The 21,665-nt window shown below is 72.8% G+C and carries 27 protein-coding genes; 10 read left to right on the top strand and 17 right to left on the bottom strand.

Annotated elements, in window-relative coordinates; all coding sequences use genetic code 11:
- Positions 1-41: 41 nt before the first annotated feature.
- Positions 42-614, bottom strand: a complete 573-nt coding sequence (locus ACP4J0_RS06485) for a DUF488 family protein (protein ID WP_426597637.1) — start codon at positions 612-614, stop codon at positions 42-44.
- A 111-nt stretch (positions 615-725) separates the two neighbouring features.
- Complete coding sequence (locus tag ACP4J0_RS06480; protein WP_426597636.1) at positions 726-1,301, bottom strand: GNAT family N-acetyltransferase; 576 nt, start codon at positions 1,299-1,301, stop codon at positions 726-728.
- 247 nt (positions 1,302-1,548) lie between these two features.
- Here ACP4J0_RS06480 and ACP4J0_RS06475 point away from each other — a divergent pair, with 247 nt between their 5' ends.
- Positions 1,549-2,118, top strand: a complete 570-nt coding sequence (locus ACP4J0_RS06475; protein ID WP_426597635.1) for a TetR/AcrR family transcriptional regulator — start codon at positions 1,549-1,551, stop codon at positions 2,116-2,118.
- A gap of 104 nt (positions 2,119-2,222) precedes the next feature.
- Complete coding sequence (locus tag ACP4J0_RS06470; protein WP_426597634.1) at positions 2,223-3,398, top strand: GDSL-type esterase/lipase family protein; 1,176 nt, start codon at positions 2,223-2,225, stop codon at positions 3,396-3,398.
- Positions 3,399-3,401: 3 nt separating this feature from the next.
- On the opposite strand, the gene ACP4J0_RS06465 is transcribed toward ACP4J0_RS06470, so the two are convergent.
- Positions 3,402-4,100 (bottom strand): type 1 glutamine amidotransferase, encoded by a 699-nt coding sequence (locus ACP4J0_RS06465; RefSeq protein ID WP_426597633.1) that lies wholly within the window; start codon positions 4,098-4,100, stop codon positions 3,402-3,404.
- A 119-nt stretch (positions 4,101-4,219) separates the two neighbouring features.
- On the opposite strand from ACP4J0_RS06465, the gene ACP4J0_RS06460 reads away from it, so the two are divergent.
- A complete protein-coding gene (locus ACP4J0_RS06460; RefSeq protein WP_426597632.1) occupies positions 4,220-4,960 on the top strand; it encodes a class I SAM-dependent DNA methyltransferase in 741 nt (246 codons plus the stop codon).
- 40 nt (positions 4,961-5,000) lie between these two features.
- Here ACP4J0_RS06460 and ACP4J0_RS06455 read toward each other — a convergent pair whose 3' ends face one another.
- Positions 5,001-6,122, bottom strand: coding sequence for a lipid II:glycine glycyltransferase FemX (locus tag ACP4J0_RS06455; RefSeq protein WP_426597631.1), 1,122 nt, complete (start codon positions 6,120-6,122; stop codon positions 5,001-5,003).
- Between the two features lie 227 nt (positions 6,123-6,349).
- On the opposite strand from ACP4J0_RS06455, the gene ACP4J0_RS06450 reads away from it, so the two are divergent.
- A complete protein-coding gene (locus ACP4J0_RS06450) occupies positions 6,350-7,450 on the top strand; it encodes a Ku protein (RefSeq protein WP_426597630.1) in 1,101 nt (366 codons plus the stop codon).
- 13 nt (positions 7,451-7,463) lie between these two features.
- Here ACP4J0_RS06450 and ACP4J0_RS06445 read toward each other — a convergent pair whose 3' ends face one another.
- From ACP4J0_RS06445 to ACP4J0_RS06435, 3 genes are all read right to left on the bottom strand, one after another.
- Positions 7,464-8,309 carry an RNA polymerase sigma factor SigF gene (locus ACP4J0_RS06445; RefSeq protein ID WP_426597629.1) on the bottom strand — a complete coding sequence of 282 codons (846 nt, stop codon included), beginning with the start codon at positions 8,307-8,309 and terminating at the stop codon, positions 7,464-7,466.
- 134 nt (positions 8,310-8,443) lie between these two features.
- Positions 8,444-9,373, bottom strand: a complete 930-nt coding sequence (locus ACP4J0_RS06440) for an anti-sigma factor RsbA family regulatory protein (protein WP_426597628.1) — start codon at positions 9,371-9,373, stop codon at positions 8,444-8,446.
- Complete coding sequence (locus ACP4J0_RS06435) at positions 9,370-9,723, bottom strand: STAS domain-containing protein (protein WP_426597627.1); 354 nt, start codon at positions 9,721-9,723, stop codon at positions 9,370-9,372. Before ACP4J0_RS06435 ends, ACP4J0_RS06440 begins: the two co-directional genes overlap by 4 nt.
- Positions 9,724-9,896: 173 nt before the next feature.
- Between ACP4J0_RS06435 and ACP4J0_RS06430 the strand changes: the two genes are divergently transcribed.
- Positions 9,897-10,253 (top strand): PRC-barrel domain-containing protein, encoded by a 357-nt coding sequence (locus ACP4J0_RS06430; protein WP_426597626.1) that lies wholly within the window; start codon positions 9,897-9,899, stop codon positions 10,251-10,253.
- Between the two features lie 56 nt (positions 10,254-10,309).
- Here the strand turns inward: ACP4J0_RS06430 and ACP4J0_RS06425 are convergent, their stop codons facing one another.
- From ACP4J0_RS06425 to ACP4J0_RS06410, 4 genes are all read right to left on the bottom strand, one after another.
- Entirely contained in the window at positions 10,310-10,474 is a 165-nt protein-coding gene (locus ACP4J0_RS06425) for a hypothetical protein (protein ID WP_426597625.1), read from the bottom strand.
- Positions 10,475-10,566: 92 nt separating this feature from the next.
- The gene (locus ACP4J0_RS06420; RefSeq protein ID WP_426522634.1) at positions 10,567-11,130 is read right to left on the bottom strand and encodes a Dps family protein; all 564 of its coding nucleotides are present in this window, start codon (positions 11,128-11,130) and stop codon (positions 10,567-10,569) included.
- Positions 11,131-11,441: 311 nt separating this feature from the next.
- Positions 11,442-12,047, bottom strand: a complete 606-nt coding sequence (locus ACP4J0_RS06415) for a flavodoxin family protein (RefSeq protein ID WP_426597624.1) — start codon at positions 12,045-12,047, stop codon at positions 11,442-11,444.
- 141 nt (positions 12,048-12,188) lie between these two features.
- Positions 12,189-12,404 (bottom strand): hypothetical protein, encoded by a 216-nt coding sequence (locus tag ACP4J0_RS06410; protein ID WP_426597623.1) that lies wholly within the window; start codon positions 12,402-12,404, stop codon positions 12,189-12,191.
- A 354-nt stretch (positions 12,405-12,758) separates the two neighbouring features.
- Here ACP4J0_RS06410 and ACP4J0_RS06405 point away from each other — a divergent pair, with 354 nt between their 5' ends.
- From ACP4J0_RS06405 to ACP4J0_RS06385, 5 genes are all read left to right on the top strand, one after another.
- Entirely contained in the window at positions 12,759-13,493 is a 735-nt protein-coding gene (locus ACP4J0_RS06405) for a hypothetical protein (RefSeq protein ID WP_426597622.1), read from the top strand.
- Positions 13,494-13,686: 193 nt separating this feature from the next.
- Positions 13,687-14,304: a sigma-70 family RNA polymerase sigma factor gene (locus ACP4J0_RS06400; protein WP_426597621.1), complete on the top strand. Its 618-nt coding sequence runs from the start codon at positions 13,687-13,689 to the stop codon at positions 14,302-14,304.
- Positions 14,305-14,606: 302 nt separating this feature from the next.
- On the top strand, positions 14,607-14,906 hold the full coding sequence (locus tag ACP4J0_RS06395) for a hypothetical protein (protein WP_426597620.1): 300 nt from the start codon (positions 14,607-14,609) through the stop codon (positions 14,904-14,906).
- Complete coding sequence (locus ACP4J0_RS06390) at positions 14,903-15,475, top strand: hypothetical protein (RefSeq protein WP_426597619.1); 573 nt, start codon at positions 14,903-14,905, stop codon at positions 15,473-15,475. The genes ACP4J0_RS06395 and ACP4J0_RS06390 overlap by 4 nt, the downstream gene beginning before the upstream one ends.
- A 184-nt stretch (positions 15,476-15,659) precedes the next feature.
- On the top strand, positions 15,660-16,382 hold the full coding sequence (locus ACP4J0_RS06385; protein WP_426597618.1) for an FAD binding domain-containing protein: 723 nt from the start codon (positions 15,660-15,662) through the stop codon (positions 16,380-16,382).
- Between the two features lie 32 nt (positions 16,383-16,414).
- Here the strand turns inward: ACP4J0_RS06385 and ACP4J0_RS06380 are convergent, their stop codons facing one another.
- The 6 genes from ACP4J0_RS06380 to ACP4J0_RS06355 all read right to left on the bottom strand — a co-directional run bounded on the left by ACP4J0_RS06380 (position 16,415) and on the right by ACP4J0_RS06355 (position 21,193).
- Positions 16,415-17,251, bottom strand: coding sequence for a lysozyme (locus ACP4J0_RS06380; RefSeq protein ID WP_426597617.1), 837 nt, complete (start codon positions 17,249-17,251; stop codon positions 16,415-16,417).
- A gap of 249 nt (positions 17,252-17,500) precedes the next feature.
- The gene (locus tag ACP4J0_RS06375; protein WP_426597616.1) at positions 17,501-18,346 is read right to left on the bottom strand and encodes a cytochrome c biogenesis CcdA family protein; all 846 of its coding nucleotides are present in this window, start codon (positions 18,344-18,346) and stop codon (positions 17,501-17,503) included.
- The gene (locus tag ACP4J0_RS06370) at positions 18,339-19,145 is read right to left on the bottom strand and encodes a DsbA family protein (RefSeq protein WP_426597615.1); all 807 of its coding nucleotides are present in this window, start codon (positions 19,143-19,145) and stop codon (positions 18,339-18,341) included. Before ACP4J0_RS06370 ends, ACP4J0_RS06375 begins: the two co-directional genes overlap by 8 nt.
- Positions 19,146-19,223: 78 nt before the next feature.
- On the bottom strand, positions 19,224-19,721 hold the full coding sequence (locus tag ACP4J0_RS06365; RefSeq protein ID WP_426597614.1) for a hypothetical protein: 498 nt from the start codon (positions 19,719-19,721) through the stop codon (positions 19,224-19,226).
- A gap of 53 nt (positions 19,722-19,774) precedes the next feature.
- A complete protein-coding gene (locus ACP4J0_RS06360) occupies positions 19,775-20,203 on the bottom strand; it encodes a hypothetical protein (protein WP_426597613.1) in 429 nt (142 codons plus the stop codon).
- Between the two features lie 87 nt (positions 20,204-20,290).
- Positions 20,291-21,193, bottom strand: coding sequence for a PhzF family phenazine biosynthesis isomerase (locus ACP4J0_RS06355; RefSeq protein WP_426597612.1), 903 nt, complete (start codon positions 21,191-21,193; stop codon positions 20,291-20,293).
- Positions 21,194-21,665 lie beyond the last annotated feature (472 nt).

The following is a 21,665-nucleotide window of genomic DNA, read 5'->3' as shown; positions in this document are numbered from 1 at the left end:
CTCAGCCTCGGCCTCTACGGCTTCCACGACCGCTACGGCCGCTACGACCGAGCGGGCCCGGAGGCGGCCGGCTCGGCCGCCGCCGCCTCGTCGTCGTAGACGAGAAGGCCGTCCGTGCGCAGCCGCGCACCCGGGGTGGGGGAGTGGGCCGTCAGGCGGCCGTCGTGCATGAGGTGGTCCACGGGGGTGTCGCGGGCCAGGACGGCGAAGTCGGCGATGAGGCGGCGGTGGCACCGCCACCACACCGCTTCGCCGCACATCACCGCGGTGCGTTCCCGCGCCACCTGGTCCAGCAACTCGTCCATGGCGGTGACGAACTCCGGCGAGCGGGTGTGACCGGCGTACCCCCTGAACGAGGTGTTGCGCCAGACGACGTCGGGCGAGTCCGGTGCCGGCTTGCGGAAACCGCCCAGACGCCGGTCCCACCGGTAGGCGAGGCCCTCCTCGGGCAGCCACCCGGCGAGCCGCTCCCGGAGCAGGTCGGGATCGCGGCGGCTGCCGGGCGCCGTCCTGACATCGACCACGGCGGCGACACCGGCACCGCGCAGCAGTTCGGCCAGTGCCGTGCGGCCCACGGTGCCGTGCCCGAACGTGACCAGGTGAGGCGGGGACATGTGGTCGGGGTCCCCCTGCTGCTTGCGCCCATGCCTCCCGTTCTACGGTCACGCCGACCGCTCCGCGACCCGGAACGGTGCCCACCCGGGCGGGTACCGAGCCGGTGGCCGTCAGCCGGACGTGGGCCGTCGGGCGTGCGGCCCGAGCGCCGACCACTCCTCGCGCAGGATGCCGAACAGCACCCGGTCGTAGCGCCGCCCCTCCATCAGTACGGCCGAGCGGAGCCGGCCCTCCTCACGGAAGCCCAGCTTGGCGAAAGAGCGCATGGCGCGCTCATTGCCGCTCCAGGTGTCCAGTTCCAGCCGGTGGAGACCGTACGCGCCGAACAGGTGGTCCATGAGCAGTCGTACGGCCTCCGACCCGTGGCCGCGCCCCCAGAACGCCTTGTCGCCGATGGTGATGCCGAGGGTGGCCGCCCCGGCGTACGGGTCCAGGTCGCGGTAGTCGGCCATGCCTATCACCCCGCCGTCGGCCGCGTCCTCGACGGTGAACACGGCCGACTCCCTGGGGCTGAGCCGCAGCATGGTGTCGAAGGCGGCTGAGATCGCCTCCGCCGTCACGGGGCCGAAACACGGGTCACCGGCAGCGGCCCAGCGCACCACCTGAGGATCGTTGCGCCACCGGAGATGGTGTGCCGCGTCCTCGGATCGCAGTGCGCGCAACCGTGTCAACTTGCCTTCGATCATTTCGGGATCCTAACCGCGCGTCGCGGAACGTCCCTCACGCGATCACCTTGTCGATGAAGCCCGGACCATGGCGGACCTCGTGCGGCCTCCCGCTTGCCGCGGCCGTACGGCGAGCGGGCGAGGGTCGCCGCTGTACAGGCGCCCACCCGGTTGCCCTGCAGCCCGCGGCCCTGCCCACCTTCGGTGCGAAGTTGCCTAAAAGGCTTAGGTAAATGTTTAATCGGTTCAGGCAAACGAGGAGACGATTATGGTGCGTGCGGGGCTGACCACGGAACGTCTGGTACGGGCGGGCGCGGAACTGGCCGACGAGGTCGGCTTCGAGCAGGTGACGGTCTCCGCGCTGGCCAGGCGCTTCGACGTCAAGGTCGCGAGTCTGTACTCGCACGTGAGGAACTCCCATGACCTCAAGACGGGGATCGCCCTGCTCGCCCTCGCCGAACTCGCCGACCGGGGCAGCACGGCACTGGCCGGACGGGCCGGGAAGGACGCCCTCGCCGCCTTCGCGAACGTCTACCGCGACTACGCCCGGGAACACCCCGGCCGCTACGCCGCGGCCCAGCTGCGGCTCGACCCGGAGACGGCGGCGGCCAGTGCGGGCGTGCGCCACGCACAGATGACCCGGGCCATCCTGCGTGGTTACGACCTGGCGGAACCCGACCAGACCCACGCGGTACGCCTGCTGGGCAGCGTCTTCCACGGCTACGTCAGCCTGGAGATGGGCGGCGGCTTCAGCCACAGCGCACCCGACACCGAGGAAACGTGGGCCCGGATCGTGGACGCCCTCGACGCCCTGCTGCGCAACTGGCCAGCGGCGTGAACCGCACACCGACAGCGCCGGCCGGTGGACCCCGCACCGGCAACCCCGACCGGCCGGCCCCGCGCCGTGACACCGACACCATCACCCCATCAGCCGGAGGCGGCATGCACACCGACGAGGACTGGATCACCACGCCGATCACCCAGGACCTCCTGCGCGGCGCCCTCGACCTGGAGCGCACCGAGCGCGGCCTGCTGCCGCACCGGCTGCCCGCCCGGGCCCGCGCCCAGAACACCGACGGACAGCTGGCCATGGCCGAGTCCCAGCCCTCCGGGGTGCGCCTGGCCCTGCGTACCCGGGCCACCGCCCTCGAGCTGGACACCGTGCCCACCAAGCGGGTCTACGCCGGTGCCCCGCCCCGCCCGGACGGCCTGTACGACCTGCTCGTCGACGGGCGCCCGGCGGGTCAGGGCAGTGTCGCGGGCGGCGACGTCCTGACCATCGACATGACCACCGGCACGGCGGGTGTGGAGCGCGGCCCCGTAGGCACCCTGCGCTTCGCCGGGCTGCCCGAGGGCAGCAAGGACATCGAGATCTGGCTGCCGCACAACGAGACCACCGAGCTCGTCGCCCTGCGTACCGACGCCCCTGTCGAGCCCGCCCCGGACCCGGGCCGCAGGGTCTGGCTGCACCACGGCAGCTCGATCAGCCACGGCTCGGACGCCGCGAGCCCCACCACCACGTGGCCGGCACTCGCCGCCTCCCTCGGCGGCGTCGAACTCGTCAACCTGGGCCTGGCCGGGAGCGCCCTGCTCGACCCGTTCACCGCGCGGGCCATGCGCGACACCCCCGCCGACCTGATCAGCGTCAAGATCGGTATCAACGTGGTCAATCACGACGTCATGCGTCTGCGTGCCTTCGGCCCCGCCGTGCACGGCTTCCTCGACACCGTCCGCGAAGGCCATCCCACCGCCCCGCTGCTGGTCGTCTCGCCCGTCCTGTGTCCCATCCACGAGGACACCCCCGGCCCCCTCGCCCCCGACTTCGCCGGCCTCGGCGAGGGACGGCTGCGCTTCGTGGCCACGGGCGACCCGGCGGAACGCGCGAGCGGGAAACTGACCCTGAACGTCATCCGGGACGAGCTGGCCCGGATCGTGGCCCAGCGGGCCGCCGACGACCCGAACCTGCACCACCTCGACGGCCGTGACCTCTACGGCGAGACCGACGCCGCCGAACTGCCCCTGCCCGACGGCCTCCACCCGGACGCGGCCACCCACCGCCGCATCGGCGAACGCTTCGCCGGCCTGGTCTTCACCGGCGGCGGCGCCTTCTCCGGCTGACCCTCACGCCCCGACGACCGCGGCGAAGCGCCGGGCGACCTCGCGCCAGACGGCTTCCGCCGCGGGCTCGTCGCGTTCCGCCCGGCGGGAGAGTTCCGCCGGGTCCAGCCCCTTGGCCCGCAACCGCTCCGGATCCCACGACCGGACCCGCTCCGCGCCCGCCTCGGGGTGGAAATGCACGCCCCAGGCCCGGTCGCCGACCCGGAACGCCTGGTACGGGCAGCTCTCGCTCTCCATCAGCCAGGCGGCGCCCGGCGGCAGGGCGGTGACCGCGTCCACGTGGTGCTCGACCGCCGTCACCCGCTCCGGCAGCCCGCGGAAGAGCGGATCACGCCCGGCCTCCGGCCGCAGGGTGAGCGGCGTACTGCCGAACTCCGGCTCGCCGTGGTCGCCCCGCACCGTGCCGCCCGCGACCTGCGCGAGGAGCTGCCCGCCGAGGCAGACACCGAACACGGGAGCGTTCCGCTCCACCGCCTCGGCGACCAGTGTGCGGGTGGGTGCGAGCCAGGGCGCGCGGTGGTCGTCATCGGGGAGGTAGCCGCCGCCCAGCACCATGACGCCCTCGTGCTCCGGACGACGGGGGAGCGGCGCACCGGCGTACGCGTGCACCACGTCCAGTGACAGACCCTCGGAGACCAGCCAGTCACCGAACCGGCCGGGTCCCCCGCGCGGACCGTTCTGCACTACCAGCAGCCGCGACATCGCCCACCCCCTTGTCCGTCGTCGTCCGTCGTCTTCGGACCACATCCTGCTCTACGAGGCCCCCGTACGCGGCGGAAAATCACAGGCGCCGGCGACCTGACGAGAGGTACGGTCCCCGCATGCCTGATGAGGACGGCTACTTCGGAGAAGGCGTCGCCGCTCGGTACGACGAGTCGGCGGCGGACATGTTCACGTCCGACGCGGTGGTCCCCGCGGTCGACCTGCTGGCCGAGCTGGCCGGCGGGGGACGCGCCCTCGAGTTCGGCATCGGCACCGGGCGGATCGCGCTGCCGCTGTCGGAGCGAGGGGTCCCGGTGCACGGCATCGACATGTCCCGGGCCATGACCTCCCGGCTGAGTGCCAAACCGGGCGGCGACGCCGTCGGGGTGACCATCGGCGACTTCGCGACGACCCGGGTGCCGGGCACGTTCACGGTGGCCTACCTCGTCTTCAACACCATCAACAACCTGACGACGCAGGACGCCCAGGTCGACTGCTTCCGCAACGCCGCCGCCCACCTGGAACCCGGCGGCTGCTTCGTCATCGAGGTCGGCGTCCCGGAACTGCGCCTGCTGCCCCCGGGACAGACCGCCGTGCCGTTCCGTACCGGCCCCGGCGGGTGGGCGTTCGACACCTACGACACCGCCACCCAGGCGATGAGTTCGAACTACGTCACCCTCGTGGACGGACGCGCCGAGTACGAGTACTACCCCTTCCGGTACGTGTGGCCCTCCGAACTCGACCTGATGGCCCGGCTCGCCGGCCTGCGGCTGCGCGACCGGTGGGAGGGGTGGACCCGGAAGCCGTTCACCCACGAGAGCCGCGGCCACGTATCGGTCTGGGAGAAGCCCGCCGACTGACCGGGGCGGTCCGGCGCCGGACGGTTCAGCGCCGGACGGTTCAGCGCCGCGCCATGTACAGGCCCAGGGCCTTGTGCAGCACCTTGTTGAGCGGGTAGTCCCACTCACCGAGGTACTCGACGGCCTCGCCGCCGGCGCCCACCTTGAACCGGAGCAGTCCGAGCAGGTGGTTGTCCTCGTCCAGGGTGTCGGTGATACCGCGGAAGTCGTAGACGGCCGCGCCGAGCTCGTGGGCGTCGCACATCATCCGCCACTGGAGCGCGTTGTTCGGCTGCACCTCGCGCCGGCGGCCGGTGGACGCGCCGTAGGAGTACCAGACGTGTTCCCCGACGGTCAGCATCGTGGCCGCGGCGAGCACCTCACCGTCGTGATGGGCGAGGTAGAGGCGCATGCGGTCGGGGTCCTCGGCCGTCAGCGCGGTCCACATGCGCCGGAAGTAGGCGAGGGGGCGCGGGACGAACCGGTCCCGTTCGGCGGTCTCGACATAGAGCTCGTAGAACGCCGGCAGGTCCTCGTGGTCGCCCCGGACGACTTTGACGCCGGCTTTCTCGGCCTTCTTGATGTTGCGGCGCCACTGCTGGTTGAACCCGTTCTGCAGCTGAGCCGGCGACCGTCCGGCGAGCGGTACCTGGCACACGTAGCGCGGCTGGCCCGCGGCGAAGCCGTCCTCGCCCCCCGGCTCGGTCCGTCGCCAGCCCGTCCGGCGCAGCCGCTCGGCGACGGCGTCGGCCCCGGGATTGCACACGGTGGCCTCCACGTCCCCCAGCCGTCGCGCGCCCGGGTCGGCGATCGCCGCCTTGACCGCTTCGGCACTCCAGCGCCGGGCCACCACCGGCGGCCCCATCCTCACCGAGAAGGCGCCCCGCTGCTTCAGGTACGCGAGCATCGGCTCCAGCCGCCGCTCCAGATCCGCCGCGCCCCAGTCGATGACCGGGCCCTCGGGCAGATAGGCCAGATACCGTTTCAGCTTCGGCAACGGCCGCAGCAGCACCAGCCCGGTTCCCACCAGGTCGCCGCGCTCGTCGAACCAGCCCAGGCTCTCCGCCCGCCAGTCCGGCTTCACGTCGCCCCACGCGGGGGTCTGCAGGTGACTCACGGAGGGCCGGGCCGAGACGAAGCGCAGATGTTCCTCGCGCGTGATCGTCTTCACGTGACAGTCCATGGACAGTACCCCTTTGTTCGACGTCGTTCGGGGAGGGACGGCCGATACGCGGGGTGCCGTTGCCGTCCCGCACCTCACAGGGAATACCGGCCGCGGCCGATGCGCGCGCTGTCGCCGTGCCGCCCACCCGTGTGCGCCGTCCGGCGCGCGTGTCCGGGGACGGGATGTCAGCGTGGACGGGGTGGGCGGTACCGGCGGTACGGGCGGGACGGACGGAGCGGACGGTCATGGCGCGGGCGATCTGGACAGGTGTCGTCACGTTCGGGCTGGTCTCGGTGCCCGTGGGCCTGTTCTCCGCGACGCAGGACCACACGGTCCACTTCCACCAGTTGCAGCGTGGCACCTCGGACCGGATCCGCAACCGGCGGGTCAACGAGCGCACCGGCGAGGAGGTCGACTCCGGCGACATCGTGAAGGGCTACGAGGTGGGCGAGGGCGAGTACGTCGTCGTCGAGCCGGAGGAACTGGAGGAGATCGCGCCGGGCCGGTCCCGCACCCTCGAGATCACCGACTTCGTCGACCTGGACCGCATCGCGCCGGTCTACTTCGACCGGACGTACTACGTCGCCCCGCGCGGCAAGGAGTACCTCAAGGTCTACGAGCTGCTCCGCACCGCCCTCGCCGAAGCCGGCAAGGTCGGTGTCGCCACCTTCGTCATGCGCAACCGGCAGTACCTGACCGCGCTCCGCGCCGAGGACGAGGTCCTGGTGCTCCAGACGCTGCACTGGGCCGACGAGGTCCGCGACCCGGTCGAGGAGCTTCCCGAGCTGCCCTCGGGCCGGGCGGACCGGGGCAGGGAACTGGACATGGCGATGCGACTCGTCGACGCCCTCAGCGGTCCCTGGGACCCCGCCCGCTACCACGACACCTACCAGGAGAAGGTCCGCGACCTGGTCCGGGCCAAGGCCGAGGGAAAGGAGGTCGCCGTCGCCGAGGAAGCGCCCCGGGCCACCAACGTCGTCGACCTGATGGAGGTCCTGCGGGGCAGCCTGGAGCAGGCGAGGGGGGCCGCCGGCGGGCAGTCGCCCGCGAAGGCGGAGAGCACCGGCGGCGAACAGCCCCCGGCACGGCGGAAGCAAGGCGCCGGGCCGCGGAAGCAAGGCACCGGGCCGCGGAAGAAGGGCACCGAGCCGAGGAAGAAGGCCACCGCGCCCTCCCGCGAGGCGTCCCCGAAGCGGGGCGAGCTGCGGGAGCTGAGCAAGACGGAGCTCTATCAGCGGGCCACCGACCAGGACATCGCCGGACGGTCGAGGATGAGCCGCGAACAGCTCATCGACGCCCTCGTCGGTGCCGGAACCGGCCGCGGGAAGAAGCCGACGGCCGCGTGAAGGAAGCCGCCGCTCAGTGGGTGGCGAGCATGCCCTCCCGCAGGCGGGCCAGCAGGCGCGAGATCAGCCGGGACACATGCATCTGCGAGACGCCGAGGCGTTCACCGATGTCCTTCTGGGTGAGCTCCTCGACGAACCGCCAGTGGATGATCTGCCGGTCGCGTTCGTCCAGCTCGGCGATCATCGGGGCCAGGGCGTGGAAGTCGTCCACGAGCGCCAGCGCGGAGTCGTCCGCGCCGATGAAGTCGGCCAGCGCCGACTCGCCGTCCTCGCTGCCGTTGATGGCCGCGTCCAGCGAGGCGGAGTTGTAGCCGTTGGCCGCCAGCCGGGCCTCGACGACCTCGTCCTCCGGGAGGCTCATCAGTTCGGACAGTTCCGCGGTGGTGGGGTTGCGGCCCAGCCGGCTGCGCAGCTCCTCGGTGGCGCGGGCCAGCTGGACACGGGCCTCCTGGAGCCGCCGGGGGACGTGCACGGCCCACGAGGTGTCACGGAAGAACCGCTTGATCTCGCCGACGATGTACGGCACGGCGAAGGAGGTGAACTCGACCTCGCGGGTCAGTTCGAACCGGTCGATGGCCTTGATGAGGCCGATCATGCCGACCTGGACGATGTCCTCCATCTCTTCCGGTCCGCGGCTGCGGAACCGGCCGGCCGCGAAGCGGACCAGAGACATGTTCATCTCGATCAGCGTGTTGCGTGCGTACTGGTGCTCCGGCGTGCCCTCTTCGAGCACCGTCAGCTGCTCGAAGAACAGCTTCGACAACTCCCGCGCGTCCTTGGGCGCCACCTTGGACGGATCCGCTACCTCCGGCATGCCCGTGGTGGTGAGCTCGGTGGTCTGTGCGGTCGTCGTCGCCATGATGTGCCCTCCCAGTCGATCGGCCCCCGTCACTGTCGGCCTGTCGTCCGACGACAGACCGCCTACCCCGGGTCAAGGGCCCCATGCATGCTTCTGCGGTCGGCGTGGTGGGCCGGGGGCGTTCCGACGCCTTTTCAGAGGCCGAGGTAGAAGCGGACGGTGGTGCCGTCGTCCGTCGTGTGCACGCGCACCAGATCCGCGACGTAGTGGACGAGCAGCAGGCCACGGCCGCCGATCTGACCGTGCTCGGGGGGCCGCCGGCCGGCCAGCGGATCCGTGAGCCGGCCCCTGTCGCGGACCTCGCACACCACCTGCCCCGCCTCGGCCCAGACCGCCAGCGTCCCGTGACCGCCGCCGTGGACCACGCTGTTGGTGGTCAGCTCGGCCACCGCCAGTTCCGCGTCCTGCAGCCTCCGGTCGGCCAGCCCGAGCGACGTCGCCCGGTCCACGACGAAGCGGCGCGCGTCCGGCAACTCCCCGGCACCGAAGGCGAAGACGTCGGCGTGCGGCGCCGGCCCCAGCGGCTCGTTGTAGCGGGCGACGACCGCACGCCAGTCGTAGGCCTCGCTGGCCCGCTGACGGCCCCCGGCGATGACCGTCGGATGGGTGACGAAGGCGTCGGCCAGGACGTCCGCGTCCAGCCGGGTCTCGTCGTACGGGCACAGGATCGTCGCGGAACGGCCCGCGAAGGCCACGTTGATCAACGCCTCGTGCTGGGCGCACGCCGGGTACTCCGCGGTACTGCGACCGGCCCAGACCGGCTCGCCGATGATGCGCACCCGTTCGTGCGCGTGCGCGTCGGCGAACGCCCTGAGCACGCCGGGGATGATCCGCCCCGGGTTCCGCCCGGCATCCGTCATGTCCAGGAAGGAGACGTCCCGCGCCTCCGTCCCCAGGCCCGCCCTGATCAGCTCCAGGTTGGGGGCGGGCACGGCCACCGCCACCGGTTCGCCCGCGGCGAGCCCCTCCCGGACGAACGTCACCGTCCGGTCGGTGTACTCGCCCTCGGAGCGGTAGAACAGCGCGGGATGCGCGAAGTTCGCGTCGGTGTGCACCGTGCTCATCGCGGCGCCACCTCGATCCGGTGCAGCGACGGCCAGAACATTTCCAGGACGCGGGGGAGTTGTGGCGGGGGCTGTTCCACCACGACCCGTCCACCGGGCAGGTTCATGGCAGTGACGGCGAGTGCCGTGACCCCGGCCACGTCGACGAACCGCACGCCGGACAGTTCCACGTAGGACACGTCCGCGTGCCGTCTGGACAGCTCGGTGAGGGCCTTCTCCCAGGACAGGCGTGTGGTCACGCTGATCTCTCCACTGGCGCGGATACCGGGACGGCCCGGCAGCGGGCCCACCTCCAGCACGGCTCCGCTCCGCACCCGGGGCGGGCCGTCCGTGGGGCCTGTGGCATCCACACTCGATCTCCTTCGGAATCCGTCGGGTGTCCGTCCGCACCCGCGGCGCCTCGTCCGGCCAGGCAGCCTATCGCGATCGGGTGCGGTACGGCGTTGCGGGGACAAAACATGCGAGGGAGGTGCGAAGTGGGGAACTAGACAGTGAGCGCGTCCTCGGGAAGGGAAGACCGGACATGTTTGAAGCCGACAACATTCGTGACTGGCGTGACCATGACGTCGTCGACAGCGACGGCCGCAAGATCGGGACTCTGGAGTCCGTCTACGTCGACACCGCCACCGACCGGCCCGCGTTCGCCGCGGTCCTGGTCGGGCTGCCGACCCGCCGGCGTCTGGTGTTCGTCCCGGTGGACAAGGCCACCGTCGGACCTGGCTACCTGAAGGTGACCTACGACAAGAGCCTGGTCAAGGACGCGCCCGGGATCGACCCGGACGGTGAACTCGCGGCGGAGGACGAGCAAGCCGTCTTCGCCCATTACCACCTGCCCTACGAGCAGGGCAGCCGCGGCGAACGCCGGCTCGGCCGGCGCTGAACCGTCCGACGGGCCCTCCCGGGGGGAGGGGCCACGTGAGCCTGTTCCTCCTGCTGTTACCGGTGGTATTCGTCCTGGGTGTGAGCGGGCCGGGCGTCGAAGGGCTGTTCTGCCTGTGCGGCGTCGGCGTCGTGGTCCTGGTCGCCGACCCGGTCCTCGCCGGAGTGCTCATCGGACGCCGGGGACGCCCCGCACACCGAGTGCGCACGCCGGGCGGACACAGGGGGCCGACCGCTCCGTCACCGGCACAGGGTCGGCGGTCGGCCGTCCTGCTCCCCCACCGGGCAGGCTCGTCCAGGAGAGCTCCGCGCCGCTAGGAAAGCTCCGCGCCGCGTTCCGCCGCCTCGGTCTCGGAGGTCGCGCTGCCCGTCGCCAGCGTGCCTCCGGAGCTCTCCAGATGGGCGCGCACGAACCACTGGAACTGCTCGAGGTCCCTGAGCTGGCCGATCAGGAGGTCCTCCGTGGCGGGGTCGATCTCGCCGGCCTCCTTCACGGCCGCGCGCACGCCCTCGATCACACCCGTGTACACGACGTCGAGCGCGCCGAGATGGGCGATGGCGTCGGCCCGTCCGATGGAGTAGTCGTCCCAGGGCCGCTCGGCCACCAGGGCACCGGGCGTGCCCTGCGCCACCCCGCCGAGCGCGGCGATGCGCTCCGCGACGTCGTCGGCCATGTCGCGCACCTGGTCGACCTGGGGGTCGATCATCTCGTGCACGGCGATGAAGTGCGGTCCCACGACGTTCCAGTGCACGTGCTTGAGGGTCAGATGCAGGTCGTTGAGGGCGTGCAGGCGCAGTCGCAGCACGCCGATCAGCCGTCCGGCGGCCTCGCGCTCGATGCCGGGGACCGTGTACTTCGGGGTCAGGTCGTGCGTCATGGCGGACACCAGCTCCTCATGTGTCTCGTACGTCGTTGCACGTGCACGACTGCCCCGCTTCGGCGGCGGCAGACATGTACGGGCACTGTGCCTGAGGAGGACGGGTCTCCCCGAGTGGGTGGGCCAACCGCCGGGATGTCACTCCGGCGCCGGGTTCCGGACCGCTTCCAGGGTGCCTGTCCGTGACGGATGCCCCGGGCACCCCCGACACGCCCCGCTCGGTCTGCTCGTCGCCGGCCCGGCGCTGACCGTGCCGGCCACCGCGGCGGCGCTGCCCCTCCCGCAGGTACGTACGCTGCGCGCCGACGAGGTCAGGACGGCGGGGCCGGCAGTGGCATCGCGCTGAGCGCACGCGCCGCGTGGACGAGGTTGGACGCCATGGCCCGGCCCGTGGAGGTCGACCAGTCGTGGCCGCGGTCGTCGTCGAGGAAGTCGGGACCGGGCCCCGGGCCGAGGTGCCAGTAGGTCCAGGCCTGGCCCGGAACGGTGTAGCCGATGTCCGCGAGTGCGCCGCTGATCTCACTGATGACGTGGTGGGCGCCGTCCTCGTTGCCGGTGACCAGGACTCCGGCGACGCGGTTGTAGGCGACGGGGCGCCCCTCGTCGTCGGTTTCGGCGAGCATGGCGTCCATGCGTTCCAGGACCCGCTGGGCGACCGAGGACGGGCGGCCGAGCCAGGTCGGCGACGCGATGATCAGGATCTGCGACGCCAGCAGCCTCGCGTGCACGCCCGGCCAGTCGTCGCCGTCGCCCATGTCGGTCTCGACCCCGGGTTTCAGGTTCAGATCGACGGCCCGCACGACGTCCACCTCCGCCCCGTGGCCTATCAGTGCCGCGATGACCGTGGCGGCGAGGGCCTCGGTGTTCGACGGCTGCGGGGAGGGCTTGAGGGTGCAGTTGATGACGAGTGCGCGCATGCCTACCCCCTTCCCCGGGCGGTGGCCTTCGACCGTCGCACCGCGAGGCCGTTCACCCGCCTGGACGTACGGCGATCGAGGGAGCGGGTGGACGGCGGCTCGGCGGTCCCTGCGCGGTGGTCTCTGTGCGGCGTTCTCTGCTCAGGGCAGGGCGATGCCGTCCAGTCTGCCCTGCTTGGCGTCGTCGACCAGCGACGAGAACTGGTCGGCGCTCATCTGCACGCGCTGGCCGAAGTCGTCGGTCAGGACGATCCGTTGCTCCGCGGGGGCGTCGGGGTCGACGAACAGCCGGGGGCAGCCGCAGTCGCAGTTCCCGCAGAACGCCGCGATGGGCTCCAGGCCATGAGGATCGGTCATACCGGGACACCTTCCTTGGGGGCGGGTCAGTCATGGGGCGGGTCGGTCACCGCGCCGGTGTCCGCACCGGCGGCCGTGGGGGACTGCCGGGGAGATACCCGGTGCGGCGGCCATGGACGCGCGGCCCCCGCCGGGCGCGGAGGCACGGCGGGCGGCGCCCGTGCGCCGGTGCTCCCGCGTCCGCTTCCGCCGCTCCGGTCCGGCGGGGACGGCCGGGAACCGGGCGGGCATCCGTTCCGACCGTTCGCGTGCGAAGTATGGCGCGGATCACGTCCGTCGGGTTGAGTGGGAGGCCGCACCGAAGTCCGTACCCACAGGTGATCACGGAAGCCCGGATGCAAGGATGAGGCCGCCATGACTGCAGGGTGGTGTTCTCGCACCGTACGGGCCGCGGTGTTCGCGGCCGTGTGTGTGCTGCTCGCCGCCCTGGGGCACCTCCTGATGTCCGGCACCGCGGTGCCCTGGTGGGCGGTCGCCGCAGGCACGTTGGTGACGGGCGGCACCGCCTGGTGGCTCGCCGGCCGGGAACGCGGACCGCTCGCCGTCGTCTGTGTCGCGGTGGCCGCCCAGACCGTACTGCACGCGTCGTTCTCGTTCGCCCAGGCGACGCGACGGCCGAGTTCCCCGGGCGGCGAGCCCCTCGTGCACCGGTGGCTGGACATCCTGCTGTGCCGGATGCCGTCCGCCCCGGGCGCGCAGCAGGAGGCCGTGCCGAAGTCCGTGGGCACCGTGGACCACGGCGCCCACGCCGCGCACTCCATGCCCGGTATGAACGCGATGGACGCTGTGGATCCCGCGGGACATGCCCTCGGCGGCATGTCCTCGACCGGCATGCTCGCCGCCCACCTGGTGGCCGCATCGCTGTGCGGGCTCTGGCTCGCCCACGGCGAACGCGCCGCGTTCCGCCTGGTACGGTCCCTCGCCGCCCGGCTCGTCGCGCCGCTGCGTCTGCTGCTCAGGCCGCCGGCGCCGTCGTACCGGCCGCGCGTCCGGGCCCGCCGGGCCGCCTCGGACCGGGCACCGCGCCGCCTCCTCCTCGCCCATGCGATCACTTCTCGGGGCCCGCCGGCCGGGGGCGCTGTCGTCTGAGGACAGCAGGCTCCCCGAAGCCGTCGACGAACCCGCGAGCCGTCGAGCGCCGCCGTCGCGCCTCGGGCACCGGTCGTGCGCTCCCGCGCCCGGCCGCCACCCCGTCGCCGGTCCCGCCGTGCCGTCGGCCCGTCCCGCACGGGCCGCCCCGGCACGGAGACCGGATCCCTGATCCCGAGAAGGACAGACACAGGTGATCACTCCTGCCCCGCCCCCCTCACGCAGACAACCGGGTACGGACCCGAAGGAGGCGTCGATCACGGCCTGGGCGCTCGCCGCGCGCACCGGCGACCCCGACGCCGTCGACCACTTCGTACGGGCCCTGCACCGGGACGTCCGCCGCTACGTGACCTTCCTCGGCGCCGATCCGCAGAGCGCCGACGACCTGACCCAGGACACCTTCCTGCGGGCCCTCGGCAGCCTGCACCGTTTCGAAGGACGTTCCTCGGCCCGCACCTGGCTGCTCTCCATCGCCCGCCGCGCGGTGGTCGACAGCATCCGCCACGACGCCTCCCGGCCACGCCTGGCGGCCACGGACGACTGGGAGTCGGCCGCCGAGCGCACCCAGCCGCGGAATCTGCCCGGCTTCGACGACGGCATCGCCCTCGCCGAACTGCTGGCCATGCTCCCCGCCGACCGCCGCCGGGCCTTCGTCCTCACCCAGGTGCTCGGACTGCCCTACGCGGAGGCGGCCGACGTCAGCGAGTGCCCGACCGGGACGGTGCGTTCACGCGTCGCCCGAGCCCGCACCTCCCTGATCGAATGGCTGAACGACGCCGAGCGCCCCGTGCCGGTGGCCCCCGCCGCGTGACGGCCTTCCCGTACGGCGGCCGGCCCGGGTCACTCGAGCGACCCGGGCCGGCCGCCGCCGCGACGAACCGCGCGCGGAGCCTCGATCGGCTACGACGACTCCGATCCCTCGGCCGGTCTCCCAATTTCTGTTCCGCTGATCCACGGGCACCCCTTCAACCGCACCCCGTGAGCACCCCACGCGCCGGACGAGCCGGCCGGGCGCACCCCGGAACCGGGCGCGATCGGCGGTTCCCTGCCCCGCCCTGCACGCTGTCAAGATTTCCTTGACAGCGTGCAGGGTGTCAATGTTTCCTTGACGCCATGCACACTTCCCCACGCCCTTCCGTAGCGGCGCTGCCGCTCGCCACCGGCCTGCTCGCCGTGGTGACCGCCCTGATCGCCCTGGCGATGTCCCTCGCCGACGACCTGGAGACGCCGGCCTTCCTCGTCCTGGTGGCCGCGGACCTTCTGATCGTCCTCGTCATGGGAGTACTCCTCGCGGCGTCCCTGGCGAACAGCACCGCCGCCTCCGCCGACGCCACGAGGCTGGAGCGGGACCTGGAGACACTCGCCGTCCTGGAGCCGCTGCGCACCGACGAGCCGGACGGTGAGCGCCGGTGAGCGGGACCGAACTGCTCACCGAGGAGGAGATCCTGCGGATCCGGGAGGGCGTCGCAGCCGCCGTACTCGATGCCCCGGACGGGCTCGTCGAGTCGCTGGAGCACGACCCGGTCGGCTATCTCCGGCTGGTGGCCGCCAGCCGCGTCGGTGCCGAGGAGACGAGCAGGCTGCTCCGCGAGGCGGTCCAGGGCGCGCGAGCCGCGGGGCAGAGCTGGGACACCGTGGGCACCGTGCTCGGGGTGAGCCGGCAGGCCGCGCAGCAGCGGTTCGCCGGCAAGGGGCGGCCCGGTCCGGACGCGTCCGGTGCGGCGGAACGGCGGGTACTGACACCACTGACCGCGTTCGACGAGATGCAGGCGCTCGCCGAGGCGGGCGCGGACGGCTGGCACGTGGTCGACTTCGGCCCGTTCTTCCATGTCGTCGAGAAGTCCGACCATCCCTGGGAACACCGAAGGGTCCCCTTCGCGATCGGCGCCCGGCACCGCCGGCTGGAGGGACAGGGGTGGACGCAGGTCGGCTCCGGGTCCTTCCCCTGGCGGTACTACAAGCGCCCCCTGAAGCGCGGATAGTGTCCGCCGGGCGTGGCCCGGCGTTCACGTGGTGCTCCGGCGCGCGAAGGGCGCATGCAGTGGGCGGTGTGAGCCCTGTACGCGCCCCCGCGGCGGTACGGACAATGCGCAGTGGCCGTGATCACGCGGCGGGAGGCGCGGCGTCGTCCGACCGCCGCCCTCCGGGGAAAGCAGGTCGATCGCCATGCTGTTGCGTCTGCCCACGTCCGTGTCCGAAGCGCAGGAGTGCATGGCCGAGGGAGCGGTGCCCATCGGCGGTGCCACCCTCGTGTGGGCCACCTGGCAGCGGGACGGCTTCCCGGAGCTGGCCATGTCGCTGCGCGACCTGCCCGACGCGACCGCGGTCGGACCCGAAGAGCTGGGTGCGGCCGTGGTGCTGCACCGCGTCGACGACCGCGTACCGGAGGTACTGCGAAGGGCGGCCGGCACGGTGGGCACCGGAGCCGTACGCCGGACGGCCACGGTCGGCGGCAACCTCGTCGGCAGCAGCCTGCGCTGCCTGCTGCCCGCCGCCCTCGTCCTGGACGCCCGCGCCACGGTGCTGGGGCCGGACCGCGCCTACGAGACCGATCTCGCCGAGGTCATGGCGAAGCGTCACCTGCTGCTCGCACTGAGCTGGCGCACCCCGGTGGCCAGCGGCTACCGCAAGCAGCCCGCCGAGGCCGGCGGACCGCCGCCACTGGTCGTCGCCACCGCCGTGCACGCCGACGGTGAGGGCCGGCGCCGACTGCGGGTCGCCGTGCGCGACGGTTACGAGGTGCTCAGCGAGACCGCGCCGTGCGACGCGGGCGTCGACGAGGCGCTCGACACGCTGGAGCGGACGGACGTCGGCGCCCTGCCTCCCGTTGCCCGGGACGTGGTGCGTGAGCAGGTCGCCGACATCCTCGGTCCTCTCACCGGTCGTTGACGGAGCCGGCGCCGGCCGGCCCGCGGCCGGCGTCAGCCGTTTGCCAGTTCCTTGACGCGGTCCAGTGCCCCGTTGAACTTGTCGTGGTCCCCGACGACCGGCCCGGACGAGGTGTACTGCCACATCGTGTGCTGGTCCCAGCCGGCCGGGAGGGGGCCCACGGTCGAGGCGTACCGGGCGATCCACAACGGGTTCGTGGAGCCGAAACCGCTGTAGTCCCCGGTGCACTGCTTCCACCAGCTGGTGGACGTGTAGATCACGGCGTGGCGGCCGGTGCGCGCCTTGTACCGGTCCAGGAAGTCGCGGATCCAGCCGACCATCCCACTCGGGGTTCTGCCGTAGCAGGTCTCCCCGTACGGGTTGTACTCGATGTCGAGCACGCCCGGGAGCGTCCTGCCGTCCTTCGACCAGCCGCCGCCGTGGTCGACGAAGTAGTCGGCCTGGGCCGCGCCGCCGGAACCGTCCGGGATCGCGAAGTGGTACGCGCCGCGGATCATTCCGACGTCGTACGAACCGCCGTACTGCTGCGCGTGGTAGGGGTTTCGGTAGGACGTCCCCTCGGTGGCCTTCACGTAGGCCCACTTCACCCCGCTGTTCCAGAGGGTCGCCCACGCGACGCTGCCCTGATGGCTGGAGACGTCGACGCCTTCCGTCTGGGTGGCCCGGGTGCCGGCGGGGCGCCCCTGGACTCCCTCGTGGGCGAGAACGCCTCCGCCCATGTAGGCGGAGCCGCGGACGGGTGTCCCCGCGTCGTCGGCCGACGCGGGGACCGCGGACACGGTGAGGAGGAGTGAGTGGGCGGCGAGGAGGATGCCTGACGTGAGCAGGCGGCGTGAGTGGCTGGACGCCACGGCTATGGGTCTGCGCATGGCACCCATCCGATCCGCTGTCCCGCCCGACCGCATCTCACAATCGGCCGGACGGTGTTGGGGAAGGGGCCCCCGAGGCGCGAAGCCGTGTCACCCACCAGGTGAACGAGTTCACCGGAGCCGCGCCGGACCCGGGCCCGGCGGGTGGCTCCCTACGGCACACGGCGCACACGGCTGCCGGGAACGGCCTGACCGACGGGCCGGGCAGAGGGACGCCCGCACGCGCCCCTCTGCGTCGCGCCGAGGACGTCAGCGTTCGCGTCCCTCGCGGCGCGCCTCGCGGACCCCGCGCACCAGGACGGCCAGGGCCCCCGCGGCCAGGGCGAGGGCGAGCACGCCCAGCAGCGTGCGGTCGGAGACGGCGTCCCCGAGGCGGGACGCGCGCTGCTCCCAGGCGAACTCCGTGTCCACGCCCATCAGCGACGGCAGCGCCGACGTGCCGTCGAAGAGCAGGAACACCACGCCCAGGGCGATGAACATCGCCCCGCCCAGCAGTGACGTGGAGTGCGTCCGCAGCGGGCCCAGCCGTACCGGCCGGCCGCGCAGCCACTGCCGTCGGCCCAGGTCGAACCGGTCCCACAGCGCCGCGAGCAGGAACATCGGCACGGCCATGCCCAACGCGTACACCGCGAGCAGCGCCCCGCCCCGCCAGGGGTCACCGCCGATCGCGGCGACCGTGAGGACGCTGCCGAGGATGGGGCCGGCGCAGAAGCCGGCCAGCCCGTACACCGCACCCAGTGCCGTCACGGACAGTGCCGAACCCGACCGGCGCCCGCCCGCGGCCTGCTGCATACGGCGCGAACCGAACCCCAGGCCCAGCAACTGCGCCGCCCCGAGGGCGATGACGAGCCAGCCGCCCGCCGTGACCAGCAGGTCGCGGTGACCGTAGAAGAGGCGCCCGGCCAGCGATCCCGCCACGCCCAACGGCACCATGGTCAGGCACAGCCCCGCGTAGAACAGCGCGGTGCGACCCAGCAGCCGGGTGCGGCTGGTGAACGAGTAGGCGAAGAAGGCGGGCAGCAGAAGAGCCGAGCAAGGGCTGAGCAGCGCCAGCAGCCCGCCGAGGAAGGCGACCGCGAAGCCCGGGTCACTCATCGGTGCCACCCTGTGCGCGCGTTCCTTCGGCGGCTTCGGCGGCTTCGACCGCCTCGGCGAACACGTCCGTGGGCTGGGCGCCCAGGATCGGCCGGCCGTTGACGAGGAAGGCGGGGGTGCTGCTGACGCCGAGCGCGTAGCCCTCCTCGACGTCCCGGGTCACGGCCGCGTCGGCCGCGGCGGAATTCATGTCCGCGCGGAAGCGGTCGAGGTCCTCGATGCCCGCCTCCTCGGCCATGGTGAGCAGCGCCTTCTCGGCGAAGTCGCCCTTGTTGCGCTCGCGCGGATGGGCGTAGGCGGTGTCGTGGAACTGCCAGAACCGGCCCTGTCGTCCCGCCGCCCAGGAGGCGCGGGCCGCCTGCTCCGACTCCGCGCCGAAGAGCGGGAAGTGGCGCCACTCGATCCGCAGTACGCCCTTCTCGACGTAGTCGCGCAGCAGTTCCGGCTTGGTCTCGCGGGCGAACCGGCCGCAGAAGGGGCACTGGAAGTCCGAGTACTCGATCAGTACGACCGGCGCGTCCGGCTTCCCCAGGGCGTACGGGTCACCGGACTCGCGTCGGGCGAGCGCGAGCAGGGAGGGATCGGCGGGAGCCGCCGCGGACGGAGCGGCGGAGGCCGGCGTGCCGGCGGGACGGCCGGCGGAGTCCCCGCCGCCGGCCAGGGCGACGACGGCGACGACGACGGCGGCCACCAGGACGAGGCCGGCGAGGACCGGCCGAAGCCGGCGGCGCGATACGGCGCCGCCGCCGGGGGTGGCGCCCGCGCGGGGCTTCTCGGGCAGGCGTGATGCAGCGTGCATGGGTCGACTCCACAGCAGGAGGAAGAGGGTGGGACGGAGCGCGGGAGGGGGCTCCGTGGGAAGCGCGGCGGACGGCGCTCAGGTGCGGACGGGCAGCGGACAGGCCTCGGCCGTCGACAGCCTGCGCAGTGCCGCCTCGGCCAGCAGCACCAGCGAGGCGACGGCGACGACCGGCTGGAGCGGAGCCCAGTAGGTCAGCGCGCCGGAACTGCCGAGCAGCAGCAGGACCACCTTGTTGCAGACGGGACAGCCCACGGCCAGGAAGGACAGGAGGCCGCCGAGTGGACCCAGCCTGCTGCCGGGACCGTCGGTCCGCGGCGAGTCCGCCGTCCCCGGAAGGCGGACGAAGGTGGCCAGGACCACGCCCGCCAGCGCGGCGGTGGCGGCGAGGACCGGATAGTTCCACCACTGGACGGGGACGGTCCGGCCGAAGAAGGGGGAGGGCACGACCGCGGTGGGGACACCCACGACGGCGGCGGTCAGAGCGGCACCGGCTCCGGCGGCGGCCCACTGGGCGGGCCGCCAGGACGCGAGGGCCGCTCCCGCCCGGCGCGGCGACCGGGAGGAGGAAGGCATGGGGAATGGACTCCGTTCGAAAGGATGCGACGGACGCGGCACGAAGGTCCGGTCTAGATCCTCAGAACGGTGGTCGAGGTACTACTGGCACAGCTCGGCGGCGGCGAGGTCCCCGCGGCCGGATGCAGGGGCGTCGACGACAGCGGCGTCCCGCGCTGCGTGCCCGTGTCCACGGACCCGGCGGGCGACGGCTCGGGAACGCGGAGGTCCCCGCGCGTCGAAGAGGGCTCGGACAGGCCCTTCTTCTCGCACGGACGAGGTGCGGTGGACGCCGGTTCGTCCGCTGCCGGTCCGGCCGCGGAGGGGACGTCGGCGGAGGGCACGACGACCGACGACGAGTAGCCGGTCACGGCCGTCCCGTCGCCGGTGGCCGGCGAGCGGCTCGCCCCCGACACGCACAGCACGGCGACGGCCACGGTGACCATCGCCAGTGCGCAGCGCAGCAGCGACACCGCTCGGGCGTGCCTGCCGCGCTGGGACATCGGGGACGGCTCCTACCGCTGGGACTGCCTGGGGACGGACGTATGCGGAGCCCACCCTACATACCCCCGTCGAGCCGGTCGACGCACCTAAGGGATGGGCACCGCCTGTCCCGTGACCCGGATGCGGGGATCCTGTGGGCTCACGTCGATCAGCAGGTCGCTGGGGCGGCCCATGTCCTCTCCCTGGCGGATCGCGATCGTGCCGGGGCGGGTGACCAGGCCCAGCTCACGGAGGTACCCGCCGAACGCGGCCGCCGCCGCTCCCGTCGCCGGATCCTCCACGACGCCGCCGACGGGGAACGGGTTGCGGGCGTGGTAGCGCTCCGCGGACTCGCGCCAGACCAGGTCCACCGTCGTCCAGCCGTGGCGCCGCATGACCTCGGCGAGCTCCTCGAAGTCGTAGTCGAGGCCGGCCAGTCGGGCCCGGGACGCGGCGGCGAGCACGAGGTGGTCGTTGCCGCCGAACGCCACGTGGGCGGGAAGGGCGGGGTCCAGGTCGGCTGCGGTCCAGCCGAGCGCCCCGAGCGTGGCGTCGAGTTCCGCCGCGAGAGCCGGACGGGAACGCGTCGGCACGCTGGTCAGGGTGGCCCGCACCGCTCCGGCGTCATCGGCCGCGGTGGACACGGGGATCTCGCCGGCGGGTGTGTCGAGGACGATTCCGCCGGGCCCCAGCCGCTGGGCGAGAGCGACGGCCAGCGCGACCGTCGCGTGCCCGCAGAACGCCACCTCGGCGAGGGGACTGAAGTAGCGGACCCGGAACCGTCGCGTCGCCTCGTCGCCGCCGGTGACGAAGGCCGTCTCGGAGTAGCCCACTTCGGCGGCGATCGTCCGCATCGCCGTGCTGTCGAGCCGGGAGGCGTCGAGGACCACCCCGGCCGGATTCCCGCCCTCGGGAACGTGGGTGAAGGCGGAGTAGCGCAGGATGCCTGTCTCGGCAGGCTGCTCGGAACGGTCTTCCACGTCGCTCGGTCCCCTCACGTAGGTGGTCATGGCCCCACCCTTTCACCCCCGGCGGTGGACGTCACCGGCCTCGGGCGAGGTCGCGCGACCGCCGCTGCGGCACCGGGGAGAGGATGTCGGGGATCCGCTGCGCGGTGGACATGAGGCTCCTCGGCCGGCGACGGCGGTGCCGCACCAGGCTATGGACGAACGTGTCGCCCCCGGCAGACCGAGCGGGCACCGTCTCGGCCGGCGCCCGGGACACCGCCGAGGACGCGGTTGACGCCGTCCTCGAACCGGGCGTCGCTCCGCGCACCCGTTGACCGGCAGCCGGCTCCCGGACCCGGCCTTCGAGGACGGACGGCACCGGTCTCTTCTCGCCGCTGCGGGACGCCAGGCACCTGCTGCCCGAACCCGACGGCCACGAGGGCGCCGACGCCGTGCCGGCCGACCGCCCGTTGCCGCACGGCACCCGGCGCCACACCGTCCGTCCGGTGGGCGCCGGCCCGAAGTGGAGTGCCGC

The organism is Streptomyces sp. WG7 (assembly GCF_049975785.1).
Taxonomy (GTDB): domain Bacteria; phylum Actinomycetota; class Actinomycetes; order Streptomycetales; family Streptomycetaceae; genus Streptomyces.
Note: the sequence above shows the minus strand (reverse complement) of the source record. Positions and strands in the feature narration are given on the sequence as shown.